We start from the raw sequence: 18,578 nt of genomic DNA on the forward strand, positions 1-18,578 counted from the left end.
ACCGTTCGTTCTGGCACGTCTGGCACGTGTTTCAGGATCATCCACCGTGCATTTCTTCGGATGACCGCCGCTGAATATTCGGTGGCGTCCGGAGGCCGCGTGCTAGACGATGCGGTGATGACTACCTCGGATGCGAGTGAATCCGTTCCCGCGCGGTGGACGAAGTCGACGGTGTACCTCGATATGTGGGTCGACCCGAACGACGATCCCCGCGAGACCGAGGTCGGGGCCGTCGACGAACGCGGCATACTTCTCGACTATCTGCGCCACTACCGTCTGACCCTGGAAATGAAATGCGCGGGGCTGGATGCCGAGCAGCTTGCCCGGCGATCCGTACCACCGTCCACGATGTCTCTGCTGGGGCTGGTGCGGCACCTGACCGAGGGGGAAAGACACCTTCGCCGGGTCATGGCCGGGGAAGACGCGCCGAAGCTGTACTGCACCGACGATGACCGTGACGGCGACTGGAACGGCGCGATCGCCGACCCGGCGGTCGTGGAGGACGCCTGGCGGCGGTGGCGAGCCGAGGTAGAGCTCACCGACCAGTTCGTGGCCGGAGTCGCCGACCTCGGCACCTGGAACGCAGGCGTCTCCGACCTCGGCCCCGACGGGGCTAACTTGCAGCTTCGCGACATCCTGGTCGCGCAGATCGCGGAGTACGCGCGGCACTGCGGCCATGCCGACCTCCTTCGCGAGCGCATCGACGGCCGCGTCGGCCAGTAAGCGCCGCCGGACAGAACCATGGCCGAAGGCTGGTTGTCCGTGACGAGCAAAGGGCCGCGCAAACGGTCGAGGCCCGAGTTGGGCGTACTTGCGTCGGTCAGGAGAAGTGGACTTCAGGGGCCGGCCAGGTCCCGTCTTCGGTGAACTGCGATCCCCAGTAAAACGGGTTCACCTCGCGAAGAGTGCGAGCCCTCCATCCCGTCGCGCTGGAGTCGTCGGGCACGCCGACCTGGACGTCAGGTCCCCACAGGGCCAGGCGCTCCTGGCAGATGCCACACGGAGGCAGGATGAGGACGCGTTCACGTTCGGGGTCCCGATATACGCACACGGAGGCGGTGATCTTCTTATCGAGTGTGTAGGCCTGGCAGATGGCGCCGGTCTCGTGGCATAGGGACACTCCGCCGTTGAGGTTGTCCAGGCCGACGCTGGTGAGGATCTGCCCATCGTTCAAGTAGAGGGCCGCGGCACCGCCCTGCTCACCAGGGGGCCATCGCCGATCCATCTGTGCGATGGCCGCGTCGACAAGGCTTTGATCAAGCTGCATGTCGGCATCCTGACATATCAAGACGTGGCAGCCTCGCCGACCACCGGTAGATCGCCCAGGCTCGTACCGCGGTCCACCCGATCTTTGGTCGGGATAGGGAGTGTGAGTTGCGGACCCGGCGGCCGTGGTCTGCTCGGCTTGTCCCGGGTCGATGGCTGGGGCCGGACGGGCAGCGGCGTACGGGCTGCTGCGGGCGGTGCTGATGACGGCGGTCGAAGAGGACCACATATTCCGCGCAACCCATGCCGGATCCGCGGGGCCGGCGACGAGCACGCGAAGGAATGGCCGGTCCTCACCGTGGCCCTGGTCTTCGAGCCGGCCGACCTCGTGGGCCGTCGTCGTGTCGGCAAGGTCCCCACGCTCAAGAACGGGGCGTACCGGCTCCGTTTCCATCGGTACGGGGAGACGCGTACGCACTTCGAGGTCTTCCGGACTCGGGCGGCCTTCGGCGAGCGCTCCATGGGTGAACTGGTCATCGGGCTGTTCCGGCTTTCGGCGACTGCCCCATGAGCGAGATCAAGCCGGGGCACGTCCGTGAACCCCCCGACACCTAAAGTAGTTTGTCGCGCGCGTAGGCGGCGGCTTCCGTGCGGTTGCGAACGCCGATCTTGGCGAAGGCGTTGTTGATGTGCGTCTTGACGGTCGTCTCCGCGATGAAGAGGGCCGAACCGATCTCCGCGTTGCTCAGGCCCCTGGCGACGAGCCGCAGCACCTCGACCTCCCGCACGGTCAGCCCGTCGGGACAGGCCGTGACCGGCGGTGGTGCGGCGCGAGACAGCGCGTCGACCAGCCGGCGGGACACCGCGGCCGAGAACGTCGACTGCCCAGTGGCGGCGGAGCGGAGGGCGGCGGCGATATCAACGCGTCCGGCATCCTTGGTGAGATAGCCGCAGGCCCCGGCCAGCAGGGCGGAGTCCACGGACTGGTCATCGTCGTAGGTGGTCAACACCACGACGACCACCTCTGGGTACTCGCGGGTGATCCGCCGTGTGGCCTCGACGCCGTCCATCACGGGCATGCGCAGGTCCATGAGCACGATGTCGGGACGCAGCTCGGCCACCAGCCTCAGGGCCTTTTCGCCGTCCCTGGCGTCGCCCACCACCTCCACGTCGTCAACCAGGTCCAGCAACGCCACCAGGCCCTCGCGCATGAGCTGCTGGTCGTCTACGACCACAACCCTCACTCTGGCACCTCCGCTCGCACTTCCCACAGGCCACCCGCCGGTCCAGCGATCAAGGTCCCGCCCGCGAGCGCCAGCCGCTCACCCATGCCTTGCAGGCCGTGCCCGGATGAGGCCGCCGCGCGTCCGGCCGCGCACGGGTTGCGCACCACCAGCCGAACGGCGTCCTCGCCGTAGCCGAGCTTGATCGTGATCGGCTCGCCCGGGGCATGCTTGGCGGCGTTGGTCAGCGCCTCGCGTGCCGTACGCAGTAGGCAGACCTCCGCCGCCGGGGGGATCGGCCGCCGCGTGCCCGTCGTGCGCAGCTCGGCGGGCACGTCGTGGTCCCTGCGGTGCTCGGCGACCAGCAGATTGAGCGCGTCGGGCAGCGGCGGCACGTCCTCGCGCAGGGCCGCCACCGCCGAGCGTGCCTCGACCAGCCCCTCCCTAGCCAGAGACCGTGCCCTGTGGATGCGCGTCAGCGCTCCTTCCACATCGCCTCGCTCGGAGAGCAGGGCCTCGGCGACCTCCAGCTGCACCCCCAAGGCGCCGAGGGAGTGCGCGAGCACGTCGTGGAGCTCCCTGGCGATGCGAGCCCGCTCGTCGAGCGCCATGGCCCTGACCCGGTCCTGCTGGGCACGGCGGTAGTGGCGCCGATGCAACGCGAAGAGCACGGCGCACATCATGACCGCCCCGCGGACCACGATCGCCGATCGCGGCTGCTCCCACCACAGCATGCTGCCGACCATGAGAGCCAGGTCGCCCGCGGTAACCGCGACGATCGCTCCCATGCTCGGCGTCACGTGCGCCACGAACAGCAGCAGTGTCGCGAACAGCAAGACCGTGGGCGCCGCCTCGGCCGATCCTGAGACCGACGCGGCGATCGCCGAACCGGCCGCGAGCAGGGCCATGGCTACGCGCGGGAATCGGCCGTCGAGCAGGACGAAAGTCAGCCAGCACGCCATAGATGCGCCGAGCGCCGACCACACCAGCGCGGGAGCGCGATCGGGCGAGGCGGTCGCGAGCGACCAGGCGAAGACCAGGCTCATCAGCAGCCTGACCAGGCGGCCGGTTTCGGGGTCGTCGGCCGCCAGTAGCCGCACGACCCGCTCCCGCACCTCCCGCATCGCCTAGCGCGAGTCCTTCAAGGTCAGAATCATGTCCACCAAGATAACCCGGAAGGCCACGAAGCCGGCGATCACCAGCAGGGCCACGACCACGATCGCGAGCAGGAGCTTGCCGTTCATCTTTCCCCCGTTGGCGTCCAGGAGCCGGTGCAACAGGTCGAGCCAGATGCCCGACCGTCCGAAGCGTTTGTCCATGCCTGGAAGGTAGGGAGAGGGTGGGGTGGAGCGGCACCACCGAAGGATGGAGAGCGGGATGGAGCTCGACGTTGCCAGTACGCGGAGGGCGGAGTTGAGACTGGAGTCCTTGGCAGGCACCGGCAGCAGGCGCGCTCGGGGGGAGCCGAATCGAAGCCGGGGCGCTTCACTTTCGTTCGTGAGCTCCTGGGCTGGCTCAGATTCTTGCGTCAGGTGGTGACTGAGTCGGTCTGCTGGCCGTACGCGCTGACGATGGTGTCCAGGAGACCTGGGAAGCGGTCCTCGAGATCTTCAAAGCGAAGTGCGGTCCAGCGACGGTTGCCGTCCTCGCGCTGGCGGATGATGCCGGCCTCTCGGAGCACCCGGAAGTGGTGAGTGAGTGTGGAAGGCGCGACGTCGACCGGGAAGGTGCCGCAGGCTCGTTCGGGATCGGCGCGCAGGGTCCGCACGATGGTCATGCGGGTGGGGTCGGCGAGGGCGTGCAGCACGTCCAGCACGTCGAACTCGTCGACGTCCGGGTGGATCAGCGTCGCGCGACGGCTGTGTGATCGGGGCATCTCGCACCTCTCTTTCGACAAACATCGTACAGGGTGATAGGACTTTCGTAGTACTACGAACGTCGAAATAGGAGTTCGGGATGCGCGCTTTGGTGATGACAGGACCGTCACAGGGATCGGACCGCACACAGATCCAAGAGATCGACATACCCCGTCCGGGCCCAGGAGAGGTGACCATCGATGTCGCCTACGCAGGGGTGAACTTCCTCGACGTGATGGCGCGCCGCGGCGACGTTGGATACGTGCCTGCCTGGCCGTATGTTCCGGGACTTGAGGTAGCCGGCACTGTACGCGAGGTTGGCGCGGGCGTCAGCGATCTCACCGTTGGACAGCGGGTGGCCGCGTTCACTCCAGGAGGTGGCCTGTCCGAGGTCGCACTCACGCGTGCGGTGCTCACCGTACCGATACCAGACCGGATCTCGTTGCTCACGGCAGCAGGCACCCCGATGATGTTCTCAACCGCCTTGCTACTGCTGACCGACTCCGCCAGGCTCGGCCCCGGTGACAATGTGCTGGTGCATTCGGCCAGCGGTGGTGTGGGCAGTGCTCTCGCGCAGTTGGTGCCCGCGATAGGCGGGGGACTGCTCATCGGCACCGTCGGTCGCCCTGACAAGGTCGCCTCGGCGCAGAAGAGCGGCTACGACGTCGTGATTGCTCGTGGCGATGGTCTGATCGAGGCGGTACGTGCGGCCACCGGAGGGGGCGGCGTCGATGTCGTCCTGGACCCGCTGGGCACCAGCATGCTCGATGTCGATCTGGCGGTCACGGCGCCCGGCGGACGGATCGTGCTGTTCGGCAATGCCGGCGGAGGGCAGCCCGCTCCGCTTCCGCCCGCGGGCAAGCTCATCGGTGGCAACGTCGCGATCGGCGGGTTCAGCATCAGCAGTCTGAGTGCTTCCGCTCCCGAGCGTGTCGCCGCAGCCCTGCGCCGCGTCCTGGACATGATCGCGACCGGTCGGCTCGACGTTGCCGTCACCAAGGTCGACTCACTCGCCGACGTGCCCGCCGTGCACCAGCTGCTCGCCGACGGCCGCGGCAACGGCAAGTACGTGACCCGAGTGACCTCCACGGAATAGAAAATCTCGCGGCACTGTCGCTGCCTGCGGGGCGTGGACGCGCGCTCAGGTCCGCCGCGGTGCGGCCGGTCGCCACCGTCGGGGAACTTCGAACAGCCACGTCGCGCGCACTGCGAGCAGCCCGCGGTGGATCGCCAGGCTCAGGCCGATCACCACGGCGGTCAGCAGAATCGGATACTCCGCCACCGTAAGCGCCTGTCCGTCGCCACCCAGCCCGGACATCGGACCGACGAGGAACCCGTGCAGCAGGGCGAGCAGGGGCATGTGGATGACGTAGATCGGCAGCGTTCGTCGTCCAAGGGCGGCGAGCGCGTCACCCACCGGCCGCCACCTGCTCACTCGCTCAGCGGCGGTGACGCCGAAGGCCACCGCCGCGACGGACACCGCCGGCCACACCCCCACCCAGCGCTGACCGCCGGTCACGGCCATGACCGTCAGCGCCGCGGCGTACACCACGAGGGTCAGGGCCAGGCGGCGGTTCGTGGCGGTCGCCGCCCACCGTTCGACGTACGGCTTGAAGTACAGACCGCCGAGGAAGAACACCAGGTTCTGGTAGACGCCGCCGCGGTCGCCGGGGGTGGCGAGCACGCCGGCGGCCGTGATGACGGACAGGGCCGCGGCCGCCGCGAGGATCACCGGCCGCGGCGCCCGCCGTACGGCTTTCGCGAACGCGAAATAGAGCGCGAGGGCGTACAGGTACCAGAGGTTGGAGGGGGTGATGGTGAGCTGTTCCACCAGCCCGAGCACGGAATCACCGTGGGCGGTGGGGAAATCCGGGACCGCGGCCAGGATCGCGGTGTGGATGAGCAGCCAGACGGCGTACAAGTACAGGAATTTGGCGACCCGGGATCTGCCCAGCACCCGCCACGGGCGATTTACGGCGTTTGCTGCGAAAACCCCTGAGATGGTGAAGAACAGCGGCATCCGGAGCGGCAGGAACTGCTCGCCCAGCGTTCCCCAGGCACTGGGGACGGGAGAGCCGGCGTGCCAGCTGATCTGCAGATAGTCCTTGACGATGACGTGCCACAACACCACGAGGATGATGCATGCGCCCTTGGCGACGTCCGCCCACTGTGCCCGTTGCCGGGACGCATCGGCGCCGGGCGCGGTCGGGGCGTTCCCGGCGTGAATCCGAACGGTCGTCACGATTCTCCTTGGTCAGCGTGAGGAAGGGCGCGCCGGAGCCCCGGGCGGCTGATTCGGTTTCCGGCCGGGTTTCCTGCTTCAGGGGGGGCAGCGGCCTGTCAGGGCCAGGGCGCGCGGGAGAGGTTCCGCTGAGCGGACCGGGGGGCCTCCCGAAGGCGGCTGTCGGCTCTGGAGAAGCTTCGCTGCCGGGCCCGGGACGGCGCATCGGCCCCAGGGCAGGGATCTGCCCGGCACCGGCTCTGCCTTTCGGCCGATATCGGCATCCCGCACTCTGACTACGCTGGTCACGATGACGACGCCGCAGATCCGACGCTTGTGGTTACGCCTGGGCCAGGTGGCCGGGCTGACCGTGATGGCGATCCTCGGGATCATCGACGTCCGCTACGGCATGCTCCAGCTCTCCCTACATGGCCTTGTGCTGTCCCTGGTACGGGTGGGGCTGGCCGTGGCCACCGTGAGGGTCTGGCTCCCCGAACACCCGCAGAACTCCCGGCGCCTGCCGTCGCTGGCTCTGCTGCTCGCCGCCGCGTCGATCGCCGTCACCGTCGCCACGCTGACCGCCGGGTTCGGCCTGACGGGCGTGTGGGGTCTCGCCGAGACCTGCGGCCTGCTCGCGAGCATTTACGTGGTGGCGCGCCGGGGGGCGCCCAGGTCGTCGGTCGCCGCGGTTCTGGCCCTCGGGCTGGCCGGCATCCTGCTGCCGTTGCGCGGTGCCGCCGACGACACGTACGTCATAGCCGCCCTCCTCGTCGCCCTCGGCGTGGCCGGCGCGACCGCGGGTGGGGCCTACCTGCGGTTCCTGGACCGTGGGCGGGAGCAGGTTCTCGTCACGATGCGGGCCGAGCAGCGCGCCGAGTTCGCCCGGGAACTGCATGACTTCATCGCCCACCACGTCACGGGAATCGTGGTTCAGGCGCAGGGCGCGCGGTTCATCGCCGAACAGGATCCGCAGCGGGTGATCCTCGCCCTGGAACAGATCGAGCAGGCCGGCGCGGAGACGATGAACTCGATGCGGCGGATGGTGGGCGTGCTGCGCGACCCGCACGCCGCACCGGACGCGCCGTTGACGCCGCTGGCCGGGCTGACGGAGCTCAACCCGTTGCTGGCGGGCTTCAACGGTTCAGGTGCGCCGGTGGCCCACCTGCACGTTGACGGGGATCTGGACGGGATCCCCGTCGAGGTCTCCACCACGGCCTACCGGGTGGTGATGGAGGCGTTGACGAATACCCGCAGGCACGCGGCAGGCGCCCGATCAGTCGATGTGCAGATCTTCCGCGACCCGGAGTCGCTCTTCGTCCGGGTGACAGACGATGGCGCCACCCCGCGCGCCGCCGGGCCCCGGCGACAGCACCGGTACGGTCTCATGGGCCTTACCGAGCGGGTCCATGCCCTCGGCGGACGGTTCTCCGCCGGGCCGGGTGCCGTCGGTGGCTGGGTGGTCGACGCGGCGCTGCCGCTCGATCCTGAGGCGGCGCGGTGATTCGAGTGGTGATCGCCGACGATCAGGCAATGGTCCGGACCGGCTTCAGCATGATCATCGACAGTCAGCCGGACATGGAAGTGGTGGGCGAGGCGGCGGACGGCGTGGCCGCGGTCGACCTGGCCCGGCGGCTCCGGCCCGATGTGGTGCTGCTGGACATCCGGATGCCCCGGATGGACGGCCTGGAGGCGCTCCGGCTGCTGGCGGGCAAGGGTGTCGCCGACCCGATCAAAGTGGTCGTGGTGACCACCTTCGATCTCGACGAATACGTGCACACGGCACTGAGCACCGGCGCGTGCGGGTTCCTGCTCAAGGACTCGGGGCCGGCACTGCTGGTGGAGGCGGTCCGGGCGGCGGTGTCGGGCGATGCGATGATCAGCCCTTCGATCACGGTGCGGCTACTGAAGCACCTCAGTCCCCCGGCCCGGGCGCACGACGACGCGGGCCTGTCGCCGCGGGAACTCGACGTGGTGAAGTTGATCGCCCGAGGCCTGACCAACGCGGAAATCGCCGAGCACCTGTTCATCGCCGTCGGCACCGTCAAGACGCATCTGGGCAGCGTGCATATGAAGCTGGGCGCCCGCAACCGGGTGGAGATCGCGGCCTGGGCGTGGGAACACCGCCTGGTCGATTGAGTCGCCGGGCTACGGCGGTGCAGGTCAGGGCCGGCCGAGCGACGGTGAGTCCCCGCGATTCACCGCCGCAACAGAGACGGAACTGAGGTCCAGTTCGGGCCTGCTCGCTGAAATGTCGACCGTCAGCGGTCCCGGTGCCTGAGGTCTGTCGGTCGACTTGTGGACAAGCAACCACGGTAGGTTCTCACCGCTCCGGCCCGCCGCGGCGCCAGGACGATGGCATCGTCCGGCCGAGGGGCTTGTAGTAGCTGAGCAGGATGGTCACGAGCAGCACCCCGGAAGCTCCCCCGGAGTCCTTGACCAGCCCGTACGCGTCTGAGGGAACTCCTCCGGCCAGTGCCACACCGGCGGCCGCGGAGAGCGTGGGCACGAGAACGAACACGGCCAGCAGCGTGCCGCCCGCGGTGAGGACCAGCGAGATGAGTACCCACCAGTAGCGCAGCAGCCCCCACGGGGTGAGCATTCCCAAGACGACGCCGGTGGAGAGGGCGAGCAGCGCCAGGGGCAGGACGAGGAACTCGCCGAGCATGTATCCGGCCGGATAGACGGTCAGCGGGTTCGACCCCTGCCACCCCGCGACGGCCAGAGCGAGTACGGCGGCGTCGGCACCCAGCAGTCCCAGCGAGGCGACCACATGCACGATCCGCAGGGCCTTGCGCCAAGGCGGTGACAACCGCATCCTGGGCCGGCCGTGGGGCTCAGGCTGCCTGCCGGCCGTCCTCCCGCCCGCTCTGGGAACCGGGGGTCGGCGGTGCTGTTCACTGGAGGTCCCTTCCTGGTCGGTTACGACGCGTGCTGCGGGTGGCGCCAGAAGGCGCACTGGTGACTGCTCACGAAGTTCACCGGATGCACACCTTGCGGACCGGACGCGAGCGAGAGGACCGTACCGCCGGAGTGGTAGGCCGCCCAGTGGGGTAGCCCCGGCAGGTTGGGATCGCCGGTCGCGGCGAAACGCGTCCAGTAAGCGATCATGTCGCGCGACAGCCTCTCCTGTGCGGGAGAGAGCGCCAGAGGCGGGTTAGGGCCCTCCATGAGGTACGGCAGCTCGGCCGCGTGCCCGGCTCCGAGCGGGAGGCCGACGATCTCCTGCCCCGAGCTCTCGGCGAACTCGAAGGCATAGACGGGGGCACGCCAGGCCGCCGCGTCGTCCGCCGGAAGCTGCGAGCAGGCGCCCAGTTTCGCGCCCCAGTCGGTCAGCACGGTGGCCAGTGCGAGGCTCGGTGTGGGGAATCCGGCGACCGGATAACGATCGAGCACGGCGTCGGCGTCGTCCCCGAAGAGGTCGGTGAGAATCTCCGGATACTGCTGTGCCGTCACGGGTCGGCCCTGCGCGTCGAACTGCACCGCCACGAAAGGCCGCATCTCGTCATGGGTAGCCCCCTGGAGGAGGGGGACCGGCGCGGCCAGGCCGCGGCGCAACGCCTCCAGCGGCTGCGTCGGCAGCGCAGGCGTGCCCGCCGTGAAGATCCAGGGCATGTCACCGATGCGGGCGGTCGCGGTGAAGACCTGATCGGAGCCGATGGGGAGCAGTTCGGCCACGGGCTTGGCCCGCAGGCACGTCGCAGTCCGGGTGACGCACCCGAGGTCGGCGGCGATCTTCGTGGCCCGCGCCCGCGCCGCCGCCCGGGTGACGAAGGCGTTGCCGCAGGGGCCGCTCTCCACGATCGCCTTCTGGAACAGGCCGCGCGATCCAGGCGCTGCCAGATGGGCGCACACGCTGAAACCGCCCGCCGATTGGCCGAAGATCGTCACGTTGGCGGGATCGCCGCCGAAGGCCGCGATGTTGCGCCGCACCCAGCGCAGTGCCGCCTGCTGGTCGGCGAGCGCGTAGTTGCCCTCGTACGGGTCGCTCATGGCCGGATGGTCCAGGTAGCCCAGGGCTCCCAGCCGGTAGTTGAGTGTCACCGTGACGACCTTTCCCTGGGTGGCCATCCGGCTCAGGTCGTACTCGCTGCCCGCGCCCGCCACGAACCCGCCGCCGTGGATCCAGACCATGACGGGAAGCCGCTCGGCCGGCCGGGAGGCAGGCGTGGTGACGTTGAGGAACAGGCAGTCCTCATCGCCGAGCGGCTGCGGTGGCCGATCGGGGCCGCCTCCGTCAAGCTGGGGGCAGGGACTGCCGGGTTTGGTGGCGTCGCGCACGCCTGCCCACGTCGGCGCGGGGCCCGGCGCCCGCCACCGCCGATCGCCGGTCGGCGGCGCCGCGTATGGGATCCCAGAGAACGTCCGGTGGTCGGAGCCGGGAAGACCGTGCACGGCGCCCTGGGCGGTTCGCACGAGAGCCGGATCCTGATCGCCTGCCGCCCGTGCGTGGGCCACGCCTCCGCCCAGCGGGACCATCAGGACGGCGGCGAGGACAAGCAACAGCGGCTTTCTACGCATGCGGCCAGACTTTCGGCTTCCGGGTTGTTCCGCGTCGTCTCGTCGGCGGTCCCGCGACTACGTCTCCTGTCGTATGCGAAACAAGGGACGGCTCCGAGAGCGCGCACGATCTTCCGCAGGGCCTTCCTGATCACCTGCATGCGCGCGGGGGGTGCGGCCGGCGGCGAAGTCGCGCGCGTTGACCATCTGGAAGGCGCGGTCCGGGTCGCCGGGGGCCAGCACTTTGCCGCCCCGCGCCATCCGGTCCAGCCACCGCAGCAGGCGGCCCACGTTCTCGTACGGGCCGACGAGCAGGCCGCAGTTGAGGATCAGCGAGCGGTCCGCGCCGAACCGCTCCAGCACCGCGCGTTCGCACCCGGCCTTCAAGTGGTTGTCTGCGGGCTGGCCGGGCGGGGTGTCGGCAGGACAGGGGCACGTGAGGGAGTCCTCGTTCATGGGGCGCTCACCCCAGTCCGAGAACGCGTGGATGGAGGAGACGAACGTGTAGTGGCCGGCGCGCTCGCGTAGGAGCCCGGCGGAGAGCAGTACGTCGCTCGGCTGCTCCCCGGAGGTGTCCACCACCGCATCTCAGCTCCGGCCGGGTGGCGGGAATCGAACCCGCGCTGTCAGCTGGGGAAGTCTTTCAAGGTCACCGCGTCTGAGCTGGGCAAACGCTGACCTGGGCCTATGGCGGTCGAGTCACCGCGAGTCCCTTTTGCTTCCCGCTGATCGCCAACCGAACGGGCACGCAACGGGCACGGCCACCGTGCCCCTGACACTAGCGAGATCGCAAGCGTAGACTCGGAGCATGAGCGCTGGGCATGCGCATGAGGAGCTTCATCACCTGGTGGATCGGCTGTCGCCGGACCAGGCGGGTCGGCTGTTGCGATTGGTCAGGACAGACCCGGAACTCGCTGAGGCCGCGAACGAGGACCTGCCCGAGCCGGTACGGCGTCGTCGGCTGTCTATCGCTGGGATCGGCGCATCCGGAGAGGGCGATCTGTCGGAACGGGTCGAAGATCTGCTGGCGGAGCGGTTCAATCGGTCGGTGTGACCGCTACGCTCCTGGACACGGGGCCTCTGATCGCTGTTGTCGATCGAGATGACAAGCATCATGCCTCGTGCGTACGCCTCCTTGAGCAGTTGGAAGGGCCGTTGCTTCTTCCTTCGACCATCTTGATCGAGGCTGGTTGGACGATCAACAGGCATATGGGACCTGCTGTACATGCGCGGTTCCTCGATCTTGTGACCGAGGAGTTCGAGCTGGTCGATCTGCTTACCGCTGACGTACGGCGCATGGCCGAACTCGTCCGGCTTTACAAAGATGCTCGTCTCGACCCTGCCGATGTGTCCGTTGCCGCAATCGCCGAGCGTCTAGGAATCACCCAGATCGCGACGATCGACCGGCGTGATTTCGGCCTGATCCGGCCGCGGCACGTGGCGGCGTTCAGACTCCTGCCGGAGGTACTCGCTTAGATCTTGGAGCGGGTGACGGGAATCGAACCCGCGCTGTCAGCTTGGGAATAGGCTACTGATCTTGCCGTGCTGAGCTGGGAAAACAGGGGTGCAGGTCAGGGCTGGCCGAGTGGCCGTGAGTCCCCGCGATTCACCGCTGATCGCCGTCCGTTCTGGTACGCATCTGGCACGGACGCCGGCTCTCCCTTGTCGGTGTCACAGCAGGCTCGTAATGGGCTTGACGTCCTCACGCCGGCCCCCGGCATGATCGTCAGATGTTCGACTTCGGGATCGGCGGATGCAGGCCCGCATGGCTGAGCGGGAGTTCAGCAGTCGCCGCCGCACATGGTCGGAGACTGGCCATGCTGGAAGGACGGAGGCTGACGCGGTCTCTGCTGCTGTGGGACCTCGACAAGGATGTCTGGTTCTCCGATGGTCTGGTCTTGTTGCACTTCGAGGGCGAGCAGGTCGAGATCGTCCACCAGAAGTTCGATGAAATCTCGATCACGTGGAACACGGTGGATCCGGCTCGGCCGCTCGATTGGGCCGGGGAGGGATTCCGGCTGGCATGGCGAGAGGGTGTGCCAGGCGCACTGGCGAGATTGCAGGGGCAGAGGCTGCAGGCCGTGGAGCTTCTGACGTGGATGGATGAGGACATGGCCCAAGGGATGGTGGCTGTCGGATTCCTCTTCCCGCACGGCCGAGTGACGATTTACAACGCTCTCGATGAGAACGGCATGGAGTTCGGAGACCCTGATCAGCGGTATGCGCGCCTGAGGCTCAGTGCCTAGTGCTCATGAGTCACTGGTGTGGCTTATCGGCCCCTGGAGAGTGGAGCGGGTGACGGGAATCGAACCCGCGCTGTCAGCTTGGGAAGTCTTTCACCACCATGCGGCCTGAGCTCGGAAAACGCTGACCTGGGCAGATGGGGGTCGAGTGACCGTGAGTCCCCGTGGTTCCCCGCTGCTTGCCGACCGTACGGGTACGATCACCGCCACTGGCAATCCCCTGAAACCGTGGAGACGTTTCTATGCGGCGATGGCCTCCTGGGCCCTCGCCCTGGCGGCCGTTCGGGTAGCCATGATTTGTTGCTCGTACTCGATAGGTGGTAGCCCTTCCGCGGCGCTGTGCCGGCGGCGGGTGTTGTAGAAGTCGGCGATCCAGGTCGCGACCTTCACACGGGCTTCGGCGCGGGTGGTGAAGTGGTGCCGGTGGACGAACTCGACTTTGAGGGTGGAGTTGAACGACTCGGCCGCGGCGTTGTCCAGGGCGCAGCCGACCCTCCCCATGGACTGCACCACACCCCAGTGCCGGCAGGCGGCCTGGAATCGGGCGGCGGTGTATTCGCTGCCGCGGTCGCTGTGAAAGATCACCCCGTCCACGGTGCCGCCCCTGGTCGCGGCGGCCATCTGCAACGCGGCGATGGTCAAAGCGGCGTCGTGGTGGGCGGACATGGCGTAGCCGAGCATCCGCCGGGAGAACAGGTCCTCCACCGTCGCCAGATACAGCTTGCCCTCACCAGTGGGGATCTCAGTGACATCCCCGCACCACAGCACGTCCGGCGCGACCGCGGTGAACTGCCGCCGCACCAGATCCGGCGCGGCCTGCCGTTTCCCGGCCCTGGTCAGGCCTCGGGGTTTGCGACGCTCATGGGCGACCAGGCCCAGTTCGGCCATCCGCGCCGCCACCGTGTTGACCGATACCCGCCACCCTTCCTGGTGCAGGTCCCGCGTGATGCGCGGAGATCCGTGGTGCCGGCCGAGGCGGCGAATCGGATCTCGATCGCCGCATCGAGATCGGCTTGCCGTCGCTGGCGGGCGGTCGGCGCCCGGCCGCGCCACTTGTAGAACCACGCCTGCGAGACGCCCAAGGCCCGGCAGGCAAGCGCGTGGGGGATGTCATGCTCGGTCTTCTGGGAAGCGATGAAGGCCGCCACGCTCACCGGCCCGTCGCTTCCTTGACCCAGAGGACCACCGAGCGCTTGAGGACTGTGAGACTGAAGGAGCACCGCCCGGAGCGCTCGGGTCTGACCCCGCTTGAGACTGGCCCCGTGCCTTCGTGATGACCTGTCGCCTGGGCCTGGGCGATGCCGCCGACCAGGCGGGGATGTGTCCCCATAGGGGCCTTGCGAGCGCATCGTCACAGTCCTGACCTCCTCCGCCCGGCCGGTGACCCCCGAGCTCGTGAGGAGAACCATGACCCGCACCGTTGCCCAGACCACCCGCGTCGATGATGAAGAGATCGTCTTGGGGGTGGACACCCACGCCGACACCCACGTCGCGGCGGTCGTCACCGCGCTTGGAAGGCTCGTGGCCACCGAGTCGTTCCCGACGACCGCGGCAGGGTATACCGCCCTGCTCACCTGGGCCCGCGGACACGGCCGGTTGCGCCGGGCCGGCGTTGAGGGCACCAGTTCCCACGGAGCGGCACTCAACCGCTACCTGCGCGGCCAGGAGATCCAGGTCCTCGAGGTCAACCGGCCCAACCGGGCGGCACGGCGCCGGCGTGGCAAAAGCGACGCCGTTGACGCCGAGAACGCTGCGCGGGCGGTCCTGGCCGGGGAGGCCACGGCGATCGCCAAGACCGGCGACGGCGTGGTCGAGATGATCCGGCTGTTCAAGATGGCCAAGGACTCCGCGATCAAGGCACGAACCCAGACCATGAACCAGCTCAAGGCCGTGCTCACCCGAACCGATCCGAGTCTGCGCGACTCGCTCAAGGAGCTCGGACAGGCCGCGCTGCTGCGCACGTGCGCCGCATTCCAGCCCGGCTCCCTCGGCGGAATCGAGGACGCGGCCATCGCCGTCCTGCGCATCCTGGCCTTGCGGATTCTCGCGCTCACCGAGGAGATCCGCACCCACGAGAGCGCCCTGACACAGATCATCACCGGCTGCGCCCCACGGCTGCTCGAACGACATGGAGTCGGCCCGGACACCGCTGCTTGTCTCCTTATCACCGCAGGTGACAACCCTGAGCGGCTGAACAGCGAGGCCGCCTTCGCCGCGCTGTGCGGTGTCAATCCGATCGAAGCGTCCTCTGGAAAGACGGCCCGACACCGTCTCAACCGTGGCGGTGACCGGCGCAGCAACAGCGCCCTCTACACCGTTGTGCTGACCAGACTGGGGCGCGATCAGCGCACCCGTGACTACGCGCAGCGGCGTACCGCCGAGGGCAAGTCCAAGAAGGAGATCATCCGCTGCCTCAAACGGTACGTCGCCCGGGAGGTCTTCCCGATCATCAGGGAAGCTCTCTCACCAGCGCAGACCTCGGCATCGGCGGCTTGACAAACATAGGGGCGTCATCACGCTCCATCTCCAGCTCGGCGCGTTCCTTGGCCCACTCGGCCCTCTGCCTGCGCAGACGCGCCAGTTCCTCACGCTCAGACTCGGCCAGCTCACCACCGGAACCGGTGTCCTGCTCACGGGCCAGCCGGTCCATCTGCACCCAGTTGGCCAACGTTCCCGCGTTGATCCCCAGGTCCCTAGCGACCTGAGCGACGGATTTACCCGTCTCCCCGACGATGCGCACCGCACCCGCCCGGAACTCCGGATCGAACCTACGTCTGGTCTCTCCCACGCCCAACCCTTCTTAGGTCAGGTCTCCACGGTACGAGGGGAGGGCCACCACATAGTTGGCGACCTGAATCGGTGACCTCGACAGTGGAGCCGTCAGGCAGCAGATCCAGCACTCGCGACGTAGTCCAACCGATGTTTGGGTGCTCCGGTAGACCGACAACACTGCGCGATCGACGTCCTCGAATACGCGCTGCCCCCGCTCGACCGGACCACGGAGCAGCCGCTGGCGGCCGTCCGCGAACGGGCGAACGGCACATCACCGAGGTCAACGAGGCTCGGCGCCGTTATGACCTGATGGGTCAGAGACAGGGCCCTTGGCGTGGTGGTCGCCGATGGCGTCCAAGACCTCGGCGAGCATGCCGCGGGCCGCAGCTGAGCGCAGGTGATCCAGGTAATCGCGGGATTCGACGATCTTTCCGTCCCTGACGCGCATGACGAAAACGGCCGGGATGGTGAAGGGTTCGCCGGTCTCCACCACGATCCCTTCGTACTGGAACTCGGCCACAATGACCTCGGGATCGGTGGTCTCGTGGACGTTGATCCGCGTCGGCCGACGCCGCAGGGTCGGGCCTTGGTACGCCTGTGGCCCACCGCCGAAGTGGGTTCGTAACGCTTCGCGGGAGAGCATCGGCGGCGCCCCCACCGGGTGGAACGGGTGGGAGACATCGGTCTGCTCCGCGTACAGGTCCACCACGTCCGCCCAGCGCTCTTCACAGACGCCGTGCACGAGTTTCAGAAAGACTTCGCGGGGAGTTTCGGTCACCGGCTCACCATAACCCGGCCCGATCCCCAAGGCGGGCCGGGCAAACGGGCCAGGCAAATCTGCGGGGTCCCTCATTTACACCGGTCTCGGGACGCCACCGGCACGCACCGTCGGCGGCTTCTCGGCTGTAGGTACCTGCCAATGGCCCTGGGCGGCCCGGCGGCCAGGCAAGCGCATCGTCTCGGTGCCCGAACTCCTCTTGCCTGATCTCCGCATGCACCTGAACACCTATGCGGGGGAGGGAGACGAGGGCCTGGTCTTCGTCGGCCCCAAGAGCGCCCAGCTCCGGCGAGCGAACTTCACCCGGACATGGAGCAAGGCGGTCACAGCAGCCAACCTGAGCGGCTTCCACTTCCACGATCTACGCCATACCGGCAACACCTTCGCCTCCCAGCCGCGTCCGACGCTGCGGGAACTAATGAACCGCATGGGTCACTCGACCACCTGGGCCGCGCTGATCTTTCAGCACACCGTGATGGAGCGGGACCGGGCCATCGCCGACGCGCTCGGGAAGCTCGCCGAGGAGGCCCTGAATAAGCAAGATCCAGACGGATCGGGCACGTAACGGGCACGGAAGATCGACATGACCCCGAAAACAATCAAGGCCCGGGTTGGGATGTGCCCCCTGACCTGGGCTTTCGCTTGTGGAGCGGGTGACGGGAATCGAACCCGCGCTGTCAGCTTGGGAATTGCATGGATCACGGCCCGTACGGGCGCTGACCTGGGCGTGGAACTGGTCATGAGTGACCGTGGTTGCCCCCTCGTCACCCTGCTTAATGGCCCGCTAATTGCCCGGCTAGCATCGCTGGTCATGGCGTCATGGAGCGCGAGATATCGCGCGGGCGAGTGCTTCGCCGTCTGGGACGAGCTTCGGGCGTACGGTCCGGATGGTGTTCCCGAAGCTCTCCAGGAGGATGCCGAAGAGGTCGCAAGAGAGACCATGCGACGTGTGGCGGTCAACGTTGATGTGATCGTGGAGCGGTTGACTGCGGCCGGCTATGCCTTCGCCTTCCCCGGTCGAATCCGGCAGTTGCCCGCGGCGGATGATCTAGAGGCGGTCAAAAGGGCAGAGCAGGTGATCGGCTCTCTTCCGCTCGCTCTACGTGCCTGCCTGGAGATTGTGGGGGCAGTCGATCTTTGCGGCGACGGAGGTGAGGTGTTACTACAGGTCAGCTACCACGCTGATCCGCTTGAGGAATGGGACCTTTATCCCGACCCGCTGGTGCTCCCCTCGGGACGTCATCTCTGGAACGACTGGGAGTACTGGGCCGAGGACTTCGAGAGGAGCGAATCGCGCAGCGTCCACCACCAAGGCTTCTCCTTCACGTTCGCGCCTGACGAGATTCATAAGGCGAACGTCAGCGGCAGCGAGCAGGACATCCTTCTTCCTAGCCGATCTGCTGACCCCAAACTTATCGGTGCTCGCGGTCGAGAGGGCCTCACGCTTGTCGAGTACCTGCGGATCTCGCTCGCCTGGGGAGGCTTCCCCGGCTACGACGCCACTCCATTAGACGTTCCCGTGCCGCAGACGCTTGAAGGGCTACGCCGCGACCTCCTCATGTTCTGACCGTCGTCGTTCCTCTGCGGCGCGCAAGCCAGTTCACCTCGTACGCCTGCGCTGCCTGATCACCCCGTCTGCCGTCGACCCGCCCGAAGGGGAAGCGGGCCTTGGTCTGCTCGGCTTGTCCCGGGTCGATGGCGGGCGGGGTGATCAGGCCCCTACCTCAGCCACCTACGGCCGGCCACGATGAGCGGAGCCTTGGCGATCACCCCGGAGCCGGA

The 18,578-nt window shown here is 67.9% G+C and carries 24 protein-coding genes; 11 read left to right on the forward strand and 13 right to left on the reverse strand.

All coding sequences use genetic code 11. From position 1 onward, the window contains the following. Nucleotides 1-60: 60 nt before the first annotated feature. Nucleotides 61-723, forward strand: coding sequence for a DinB family protein (locus ACGFIB_RS13500; RefSeq protein ID WP_393371535.1), 663 nt, complete (start codon nt 61-63; stop codon nt 721-723). Nucleotides 724-820: 97 nt separating this feature from the next. Here the strand turns inward: ACGFIB_RS13500 and ACGFIB_RS13505 are convergent, their stop codons facing one another. Further along, nucleotides 821-1,267 (reverse strand): cytidine deaminase, encoded by a 447-nt coding sequence (locus tag ACGFIB_RS13505; protein WP_393371538.1) that lies wholly within the window; start codon nt 1,265-1,267, stop codon nt 821-823. Nucleotides 1,268-1,405: 138 nt separating this feature from the next. Here ACGFIB_RS13505 and ACGFIB_RS13510 point away from each other — a divergent pair, with 138 nt between their 5' ends. Then, nucleotides 1,406-1,777 carry a hypothetical protein gene (locus ACGFIB_RS13510; protein ID WP_393371540.1) on the forward strand — a complete coding sequence of 124 codons (372 nt, stop codon included), beginning with the start codon at nt 1,406-1,408 and terminating at the stop codon, nt 1,775-1,777. A gap of 40 nt (nt 1,778-1,817) precedes the next feature. Here the strand turns inward: ACGFIB_RS13510 and ACGFIB_RS13515 are convergent, their stop codons facing one another. The 4 genes from ACGFIB_RS13515 to ACGFIB_RS13530 all read right to left on the reverse strand — a co-directional run bounded on the left by ACGFIB_RS13515 (nt 1,818) and on the right by ACGFIB_RS13530 (nt 4,305). After that, nucleotides 1,818-2,450 carry a response regulator gene (locus tag ACGFIB_RS13515; RefSeq protein ID WP_393371543.1) on the reverse strand — a complete coding sequence of 211 codons (633 nt, stop codon included), beginning with the start codon at nt 2,448-2,450 and terminating at the stop codon, nt 1,818-1,820. Then, nucleotides 2,447-3,553 (reverse strand): sensor histidine kinase, encoded by a 1,107-nt coding sequence (locus ACGFIB_RS13520; protein WP_393371546.1) that lies wholly within the window; start codon nt 3,551-3,553, stop codon nt 2,447-2,449. The genes ACGFIB_RS13515 and ACGFIB_RS13520 overlap by 4 nt, the downstream gene beginning before the upstream one ends. A gap of 3 nt (nt 3,554-3,556) precedes the next feature. After that, a complete protein-coding gene (locus ACGFIB_RS13525) occupies nt 3,557-3,748 on the reverse strand; it encodes a hypothetical protein (protein WP_142574352.1) in 192 nt (63 codons plus the stop codon). A gap of 209 nt (nt 3,749-3,957) precedes the next feature. Next, nucleotides 3,958-4,305, reverse strand: a complete 348-nt coding sequence (locus ACGFIB_RS13530; RefSeq protein WP_142574353.1) for an ArsR/SmtB family transcription factor — start codon at nt 4,303-4,305, stop codon at nt 3,958-3,960. A 170-nt stretch (nt 4,306-4,475) separates the two neighbouring features. Here ACGFIB_RS13530 and ACGFIB_RS13535 point away from each other — a divergent pair, with 170 nt between their 5' ends. Continuing rightward, the gene (locus ACGFIB_RS13535) at nt 4,476-5,381 is read left to right on the forward strand and encodes a quinone oxidoreductase family protein (protein ID WP_357251312.1); all 906 of its coding nucleotides are present in this window, start codon (nt 4,476-4,478) and stop codon (nt 5,379-5,381) included. A gap of 45 nt (nt 5,382-5,426) precedes the next feature. Here the strand turns inward: ACGFIB_RS13535 and ACGFIB_RS13540 are convergent, their stop codons facing one another. After that, entirely contained in the window at nt 5,427-6,527 is a 1,101-nt protein-coding gene (locus tag ACGFIB_RS13540) for an acyltransferase family protein (RefSeq protein ID WP_393371550.1), read from the reverse strand. 289 nt (nt 6,528-6,816) lie between these two features. Here ACGFIB_RS13540 and ACGFIB_RS13545 point away from each other — a divergent pair, with 289 nt between their 5' ends. After that, a complete protein-coding gene (locus ACGFIB_RS13545; protein WP_393371553.1) occupies nt 6,817-8,007 on the forward strand; it encodes a sensor histidine kinase in 1,191 nt (396 codons plus the stop codon). Nucleotides 8,008-8,012: 5 nt separating this feature from the next. Further along, on the forward strand, nt 8,013-8,642 hold the full coding sequence (locus ACGFIB_RS13550) for a response regulator transcription factor (protein WP_357251320.1): 630 nt from the start codon (nt 8,013-8,015) through the stop codon (nt 8,640-8,642). A 184-nt stretch (nt 8,643-8,826) separates the two neighbouring features. Here the strand turns inward: ACGFIB_RS13550 and ACGFIB_RS13555 are convergent, their stop codons facing one another. From ACGFIB_RS13555 to ACGFIB_RS13565, 3 genes are all read right to left on the reverse strand, one after another. Further along, nucleotides 8,827-9,315, reverse strand: coding sequence for a hypothetical protein (locus tag ACGFIB_RS13555; RefSeq protein ID WP_357251323.1), 489 nt, complete (start codon nt 9,313-9,315; stop codon nt 8,827-8,829). Between the two features lie 110 nt (nt 9,316-9,425). Beyond that, nucleotides 9,426-11,024 carry a carboxylesterase/lipase family protein gene (locus ACGFIB_RS13560; protein ID WP_393371558.1) on the reverse strand — a complete coding sequence of 533 codons (1,599 nt, stop codon included), beginning with the start codon at nt 11,022-11,024 and terminating at the stop codon, nt 9,426-9,428. 57 nt (nt 11,025-11,081) lie between these two features. Next, nucleotides 11,082-11,585 (reverse strand): Rossmann-fold NAD(P)-binding domain-containing protein, encoded by a 504-nt coding sequence (locus ACGFIB_RS13565; RefSeq protein WP_393371561.1) that lies wholly within the window; start codon nt 11,583-11,585, stop codon nt 11,082-11,084. A gap of 226 nt (nt 11,586-11,811) precedes the next feature. Between ACGFIB_RS13565 and ACGFIB_RS13570 the strand changes: the two genes are divergently transcribed. The 3 genes from ACGFIB_RS13570 (at nt 11,812) to ACGFIB_RS13580 (ending at nt 13,249) form a co-directional block, all read left to right on the forward strand. Beyond that, the gene (locus ACGFIB_RS13570; RefSeq protein WP_191055146.1) at nt 11,812-12,057 is read left to right on the forward strand and encodes a hypothetical protein; all 246 of its coding nucleotides are present in this window, start codon (nt 11,812-11,814) and stop codon (nt 12,055-12,057) included. Further along, nucleotides 12,054-12,479, forward strand: coding sequence for a type II toxin-antitoxin system VapC family toxin (locus tag ACGFIB_RS13575; protein ID WP_357251334.1), 426 nt, complete (start codon nt 12,054-12,056; stop codon nt 12,477-12,479). Before ACGFIB_RS13570 ends, ACGFIB_RS13575 begins: the two co-directional genes overlap by 4 nt. Nucleotides 12,480-12,733: 254 nt before the next feature. Beyond that, a complete protein-coding gene (locus ACGFIB_RS13580; RefSeq protein WP_393371566.1) occupies nt 12,734-13,249 on the forward strand; it encodes a hypothetical protein in 516 nt (171 codons plus the stop codon). Between the two features lie 237 nt (nt 13,250-13,486). Here ACGFIB_RS13580 and ACGFIB_RS13585 read toward each other — a convergent pair whose 3' ends face one another. Both ACGFIB_RS13585 and ACGFIB_RS13590 read right to left on the reverse strand, forming a co-directional pair. Then, entirely contained in the window at nt 13,487-14,194 is a 708-nt protein-coding gene (locus ACGFIB_RS13585; protein ID WP_393372766.1) for an IS3 family transposase, read from the reverse strand. Continuing rightward, nucleotides 14,083-14,400 carry a hypothetical protein gene (locus tag ACGFIB_RS13590; RefSeq protein ID WP_393372829.1) on the reverse strand — a complete coding sequence of 106 codons (318 nt, stop codon included), beginning with the start codon at nt 14,398-14,400 and terminating at the stop codon, nt 14,083-14,085. The genes ACGFIB_RS13585 and ACGFIB_RS13590 overlap by 112 nt, the downstream gene beginning before the upstream one ends. A gap of 253 nt (nt 14,401-14,653) precedes the next feature. Between ACGFIB_RS13590 and ACGFIB_RS13595 the strand changes: the two genes are divergently transcribed. Then, nucleotides 14,654-15,742, forward strand: coding sequence for an IS110 family RNA-guided transposase (locus ACGFIB_RS13595; RefSeq protein ID WP_393371568.1), 1,089 nt, complete (start codon nt 14,654-14,656; stop codon nt 15,740-15,742). On the opposite strand, the gene ACGFIB_RS13600 is transcribed toward ACGFIB_RS13595, so the two are convergent. Both ACGFIB_RS13600 and ACGFIB_RS13605 read right to left on the reverse strand, forming a co-directional pair. Then, entirely contained in the window at nt 15,696-16,034 is a 339-nt protein-coding gene (locus ACGFIB_RS13600) for a transposase (RefSeq protein ID WP_393371571.1), read from the reverse strand. The genes ACGFIB_RS13595 and ACGFIB_RS13600 overlap by 47 nt on opposite strands. A 264-nt stretch (nt 16,035-16,298) precedes the next feature. Beyond that, entirely contained in the window at nt 16,299-16,796 is a 498-nt protein-coding gene (locus ACGFIB_RS13605) for a nuclear transport factor 2 family protein (protein ID WP_393371574.1), read from the reverse strand. A 214-nt stretch (nt 16,797-17,010) separates the two neighbouring features. Between ACGFIB_RS13605 and ACGFIB_RS13610 the strand changes: the two genes are divergently transcribed. Further along, nucleotides 17,011-17,361, forward strand: a complete 351-nt coding sequence (locus ACGFIB_RS13610) for a tyrosine-type recombinase/integrase (RefSeq protein ID WP_393371577.1) — start codon at nt 17,011-17,013, stop codon at nt 17,359-17,361. A gap of 246 nt (nt 17,362-17,607) precedes the next feature. Then, on the forward strand, nt 17,608-18,363 hold the full coding sequence (locus tag ACGFIB_RS13615; RefSeq protein ID WP_393371580.1) for a hypothetical protein: 756 nt from the start codon (nt 17,608-17,610) through the stop codon (nt 18,361-18,363). Nucleotides 18,364-18,578: the final 215 nt, after the last annotated feature.

The sequence above is a fragment of the Microbispora bryophytorum genome, assembly GCF_043197435.1.
Classification (GTDB): Bacteria; Actinomycetota; Actinomycetes; order Streptosporangiales; family Streptosporangiaceae; genus Microbispora; species Microbispora bryophytorum.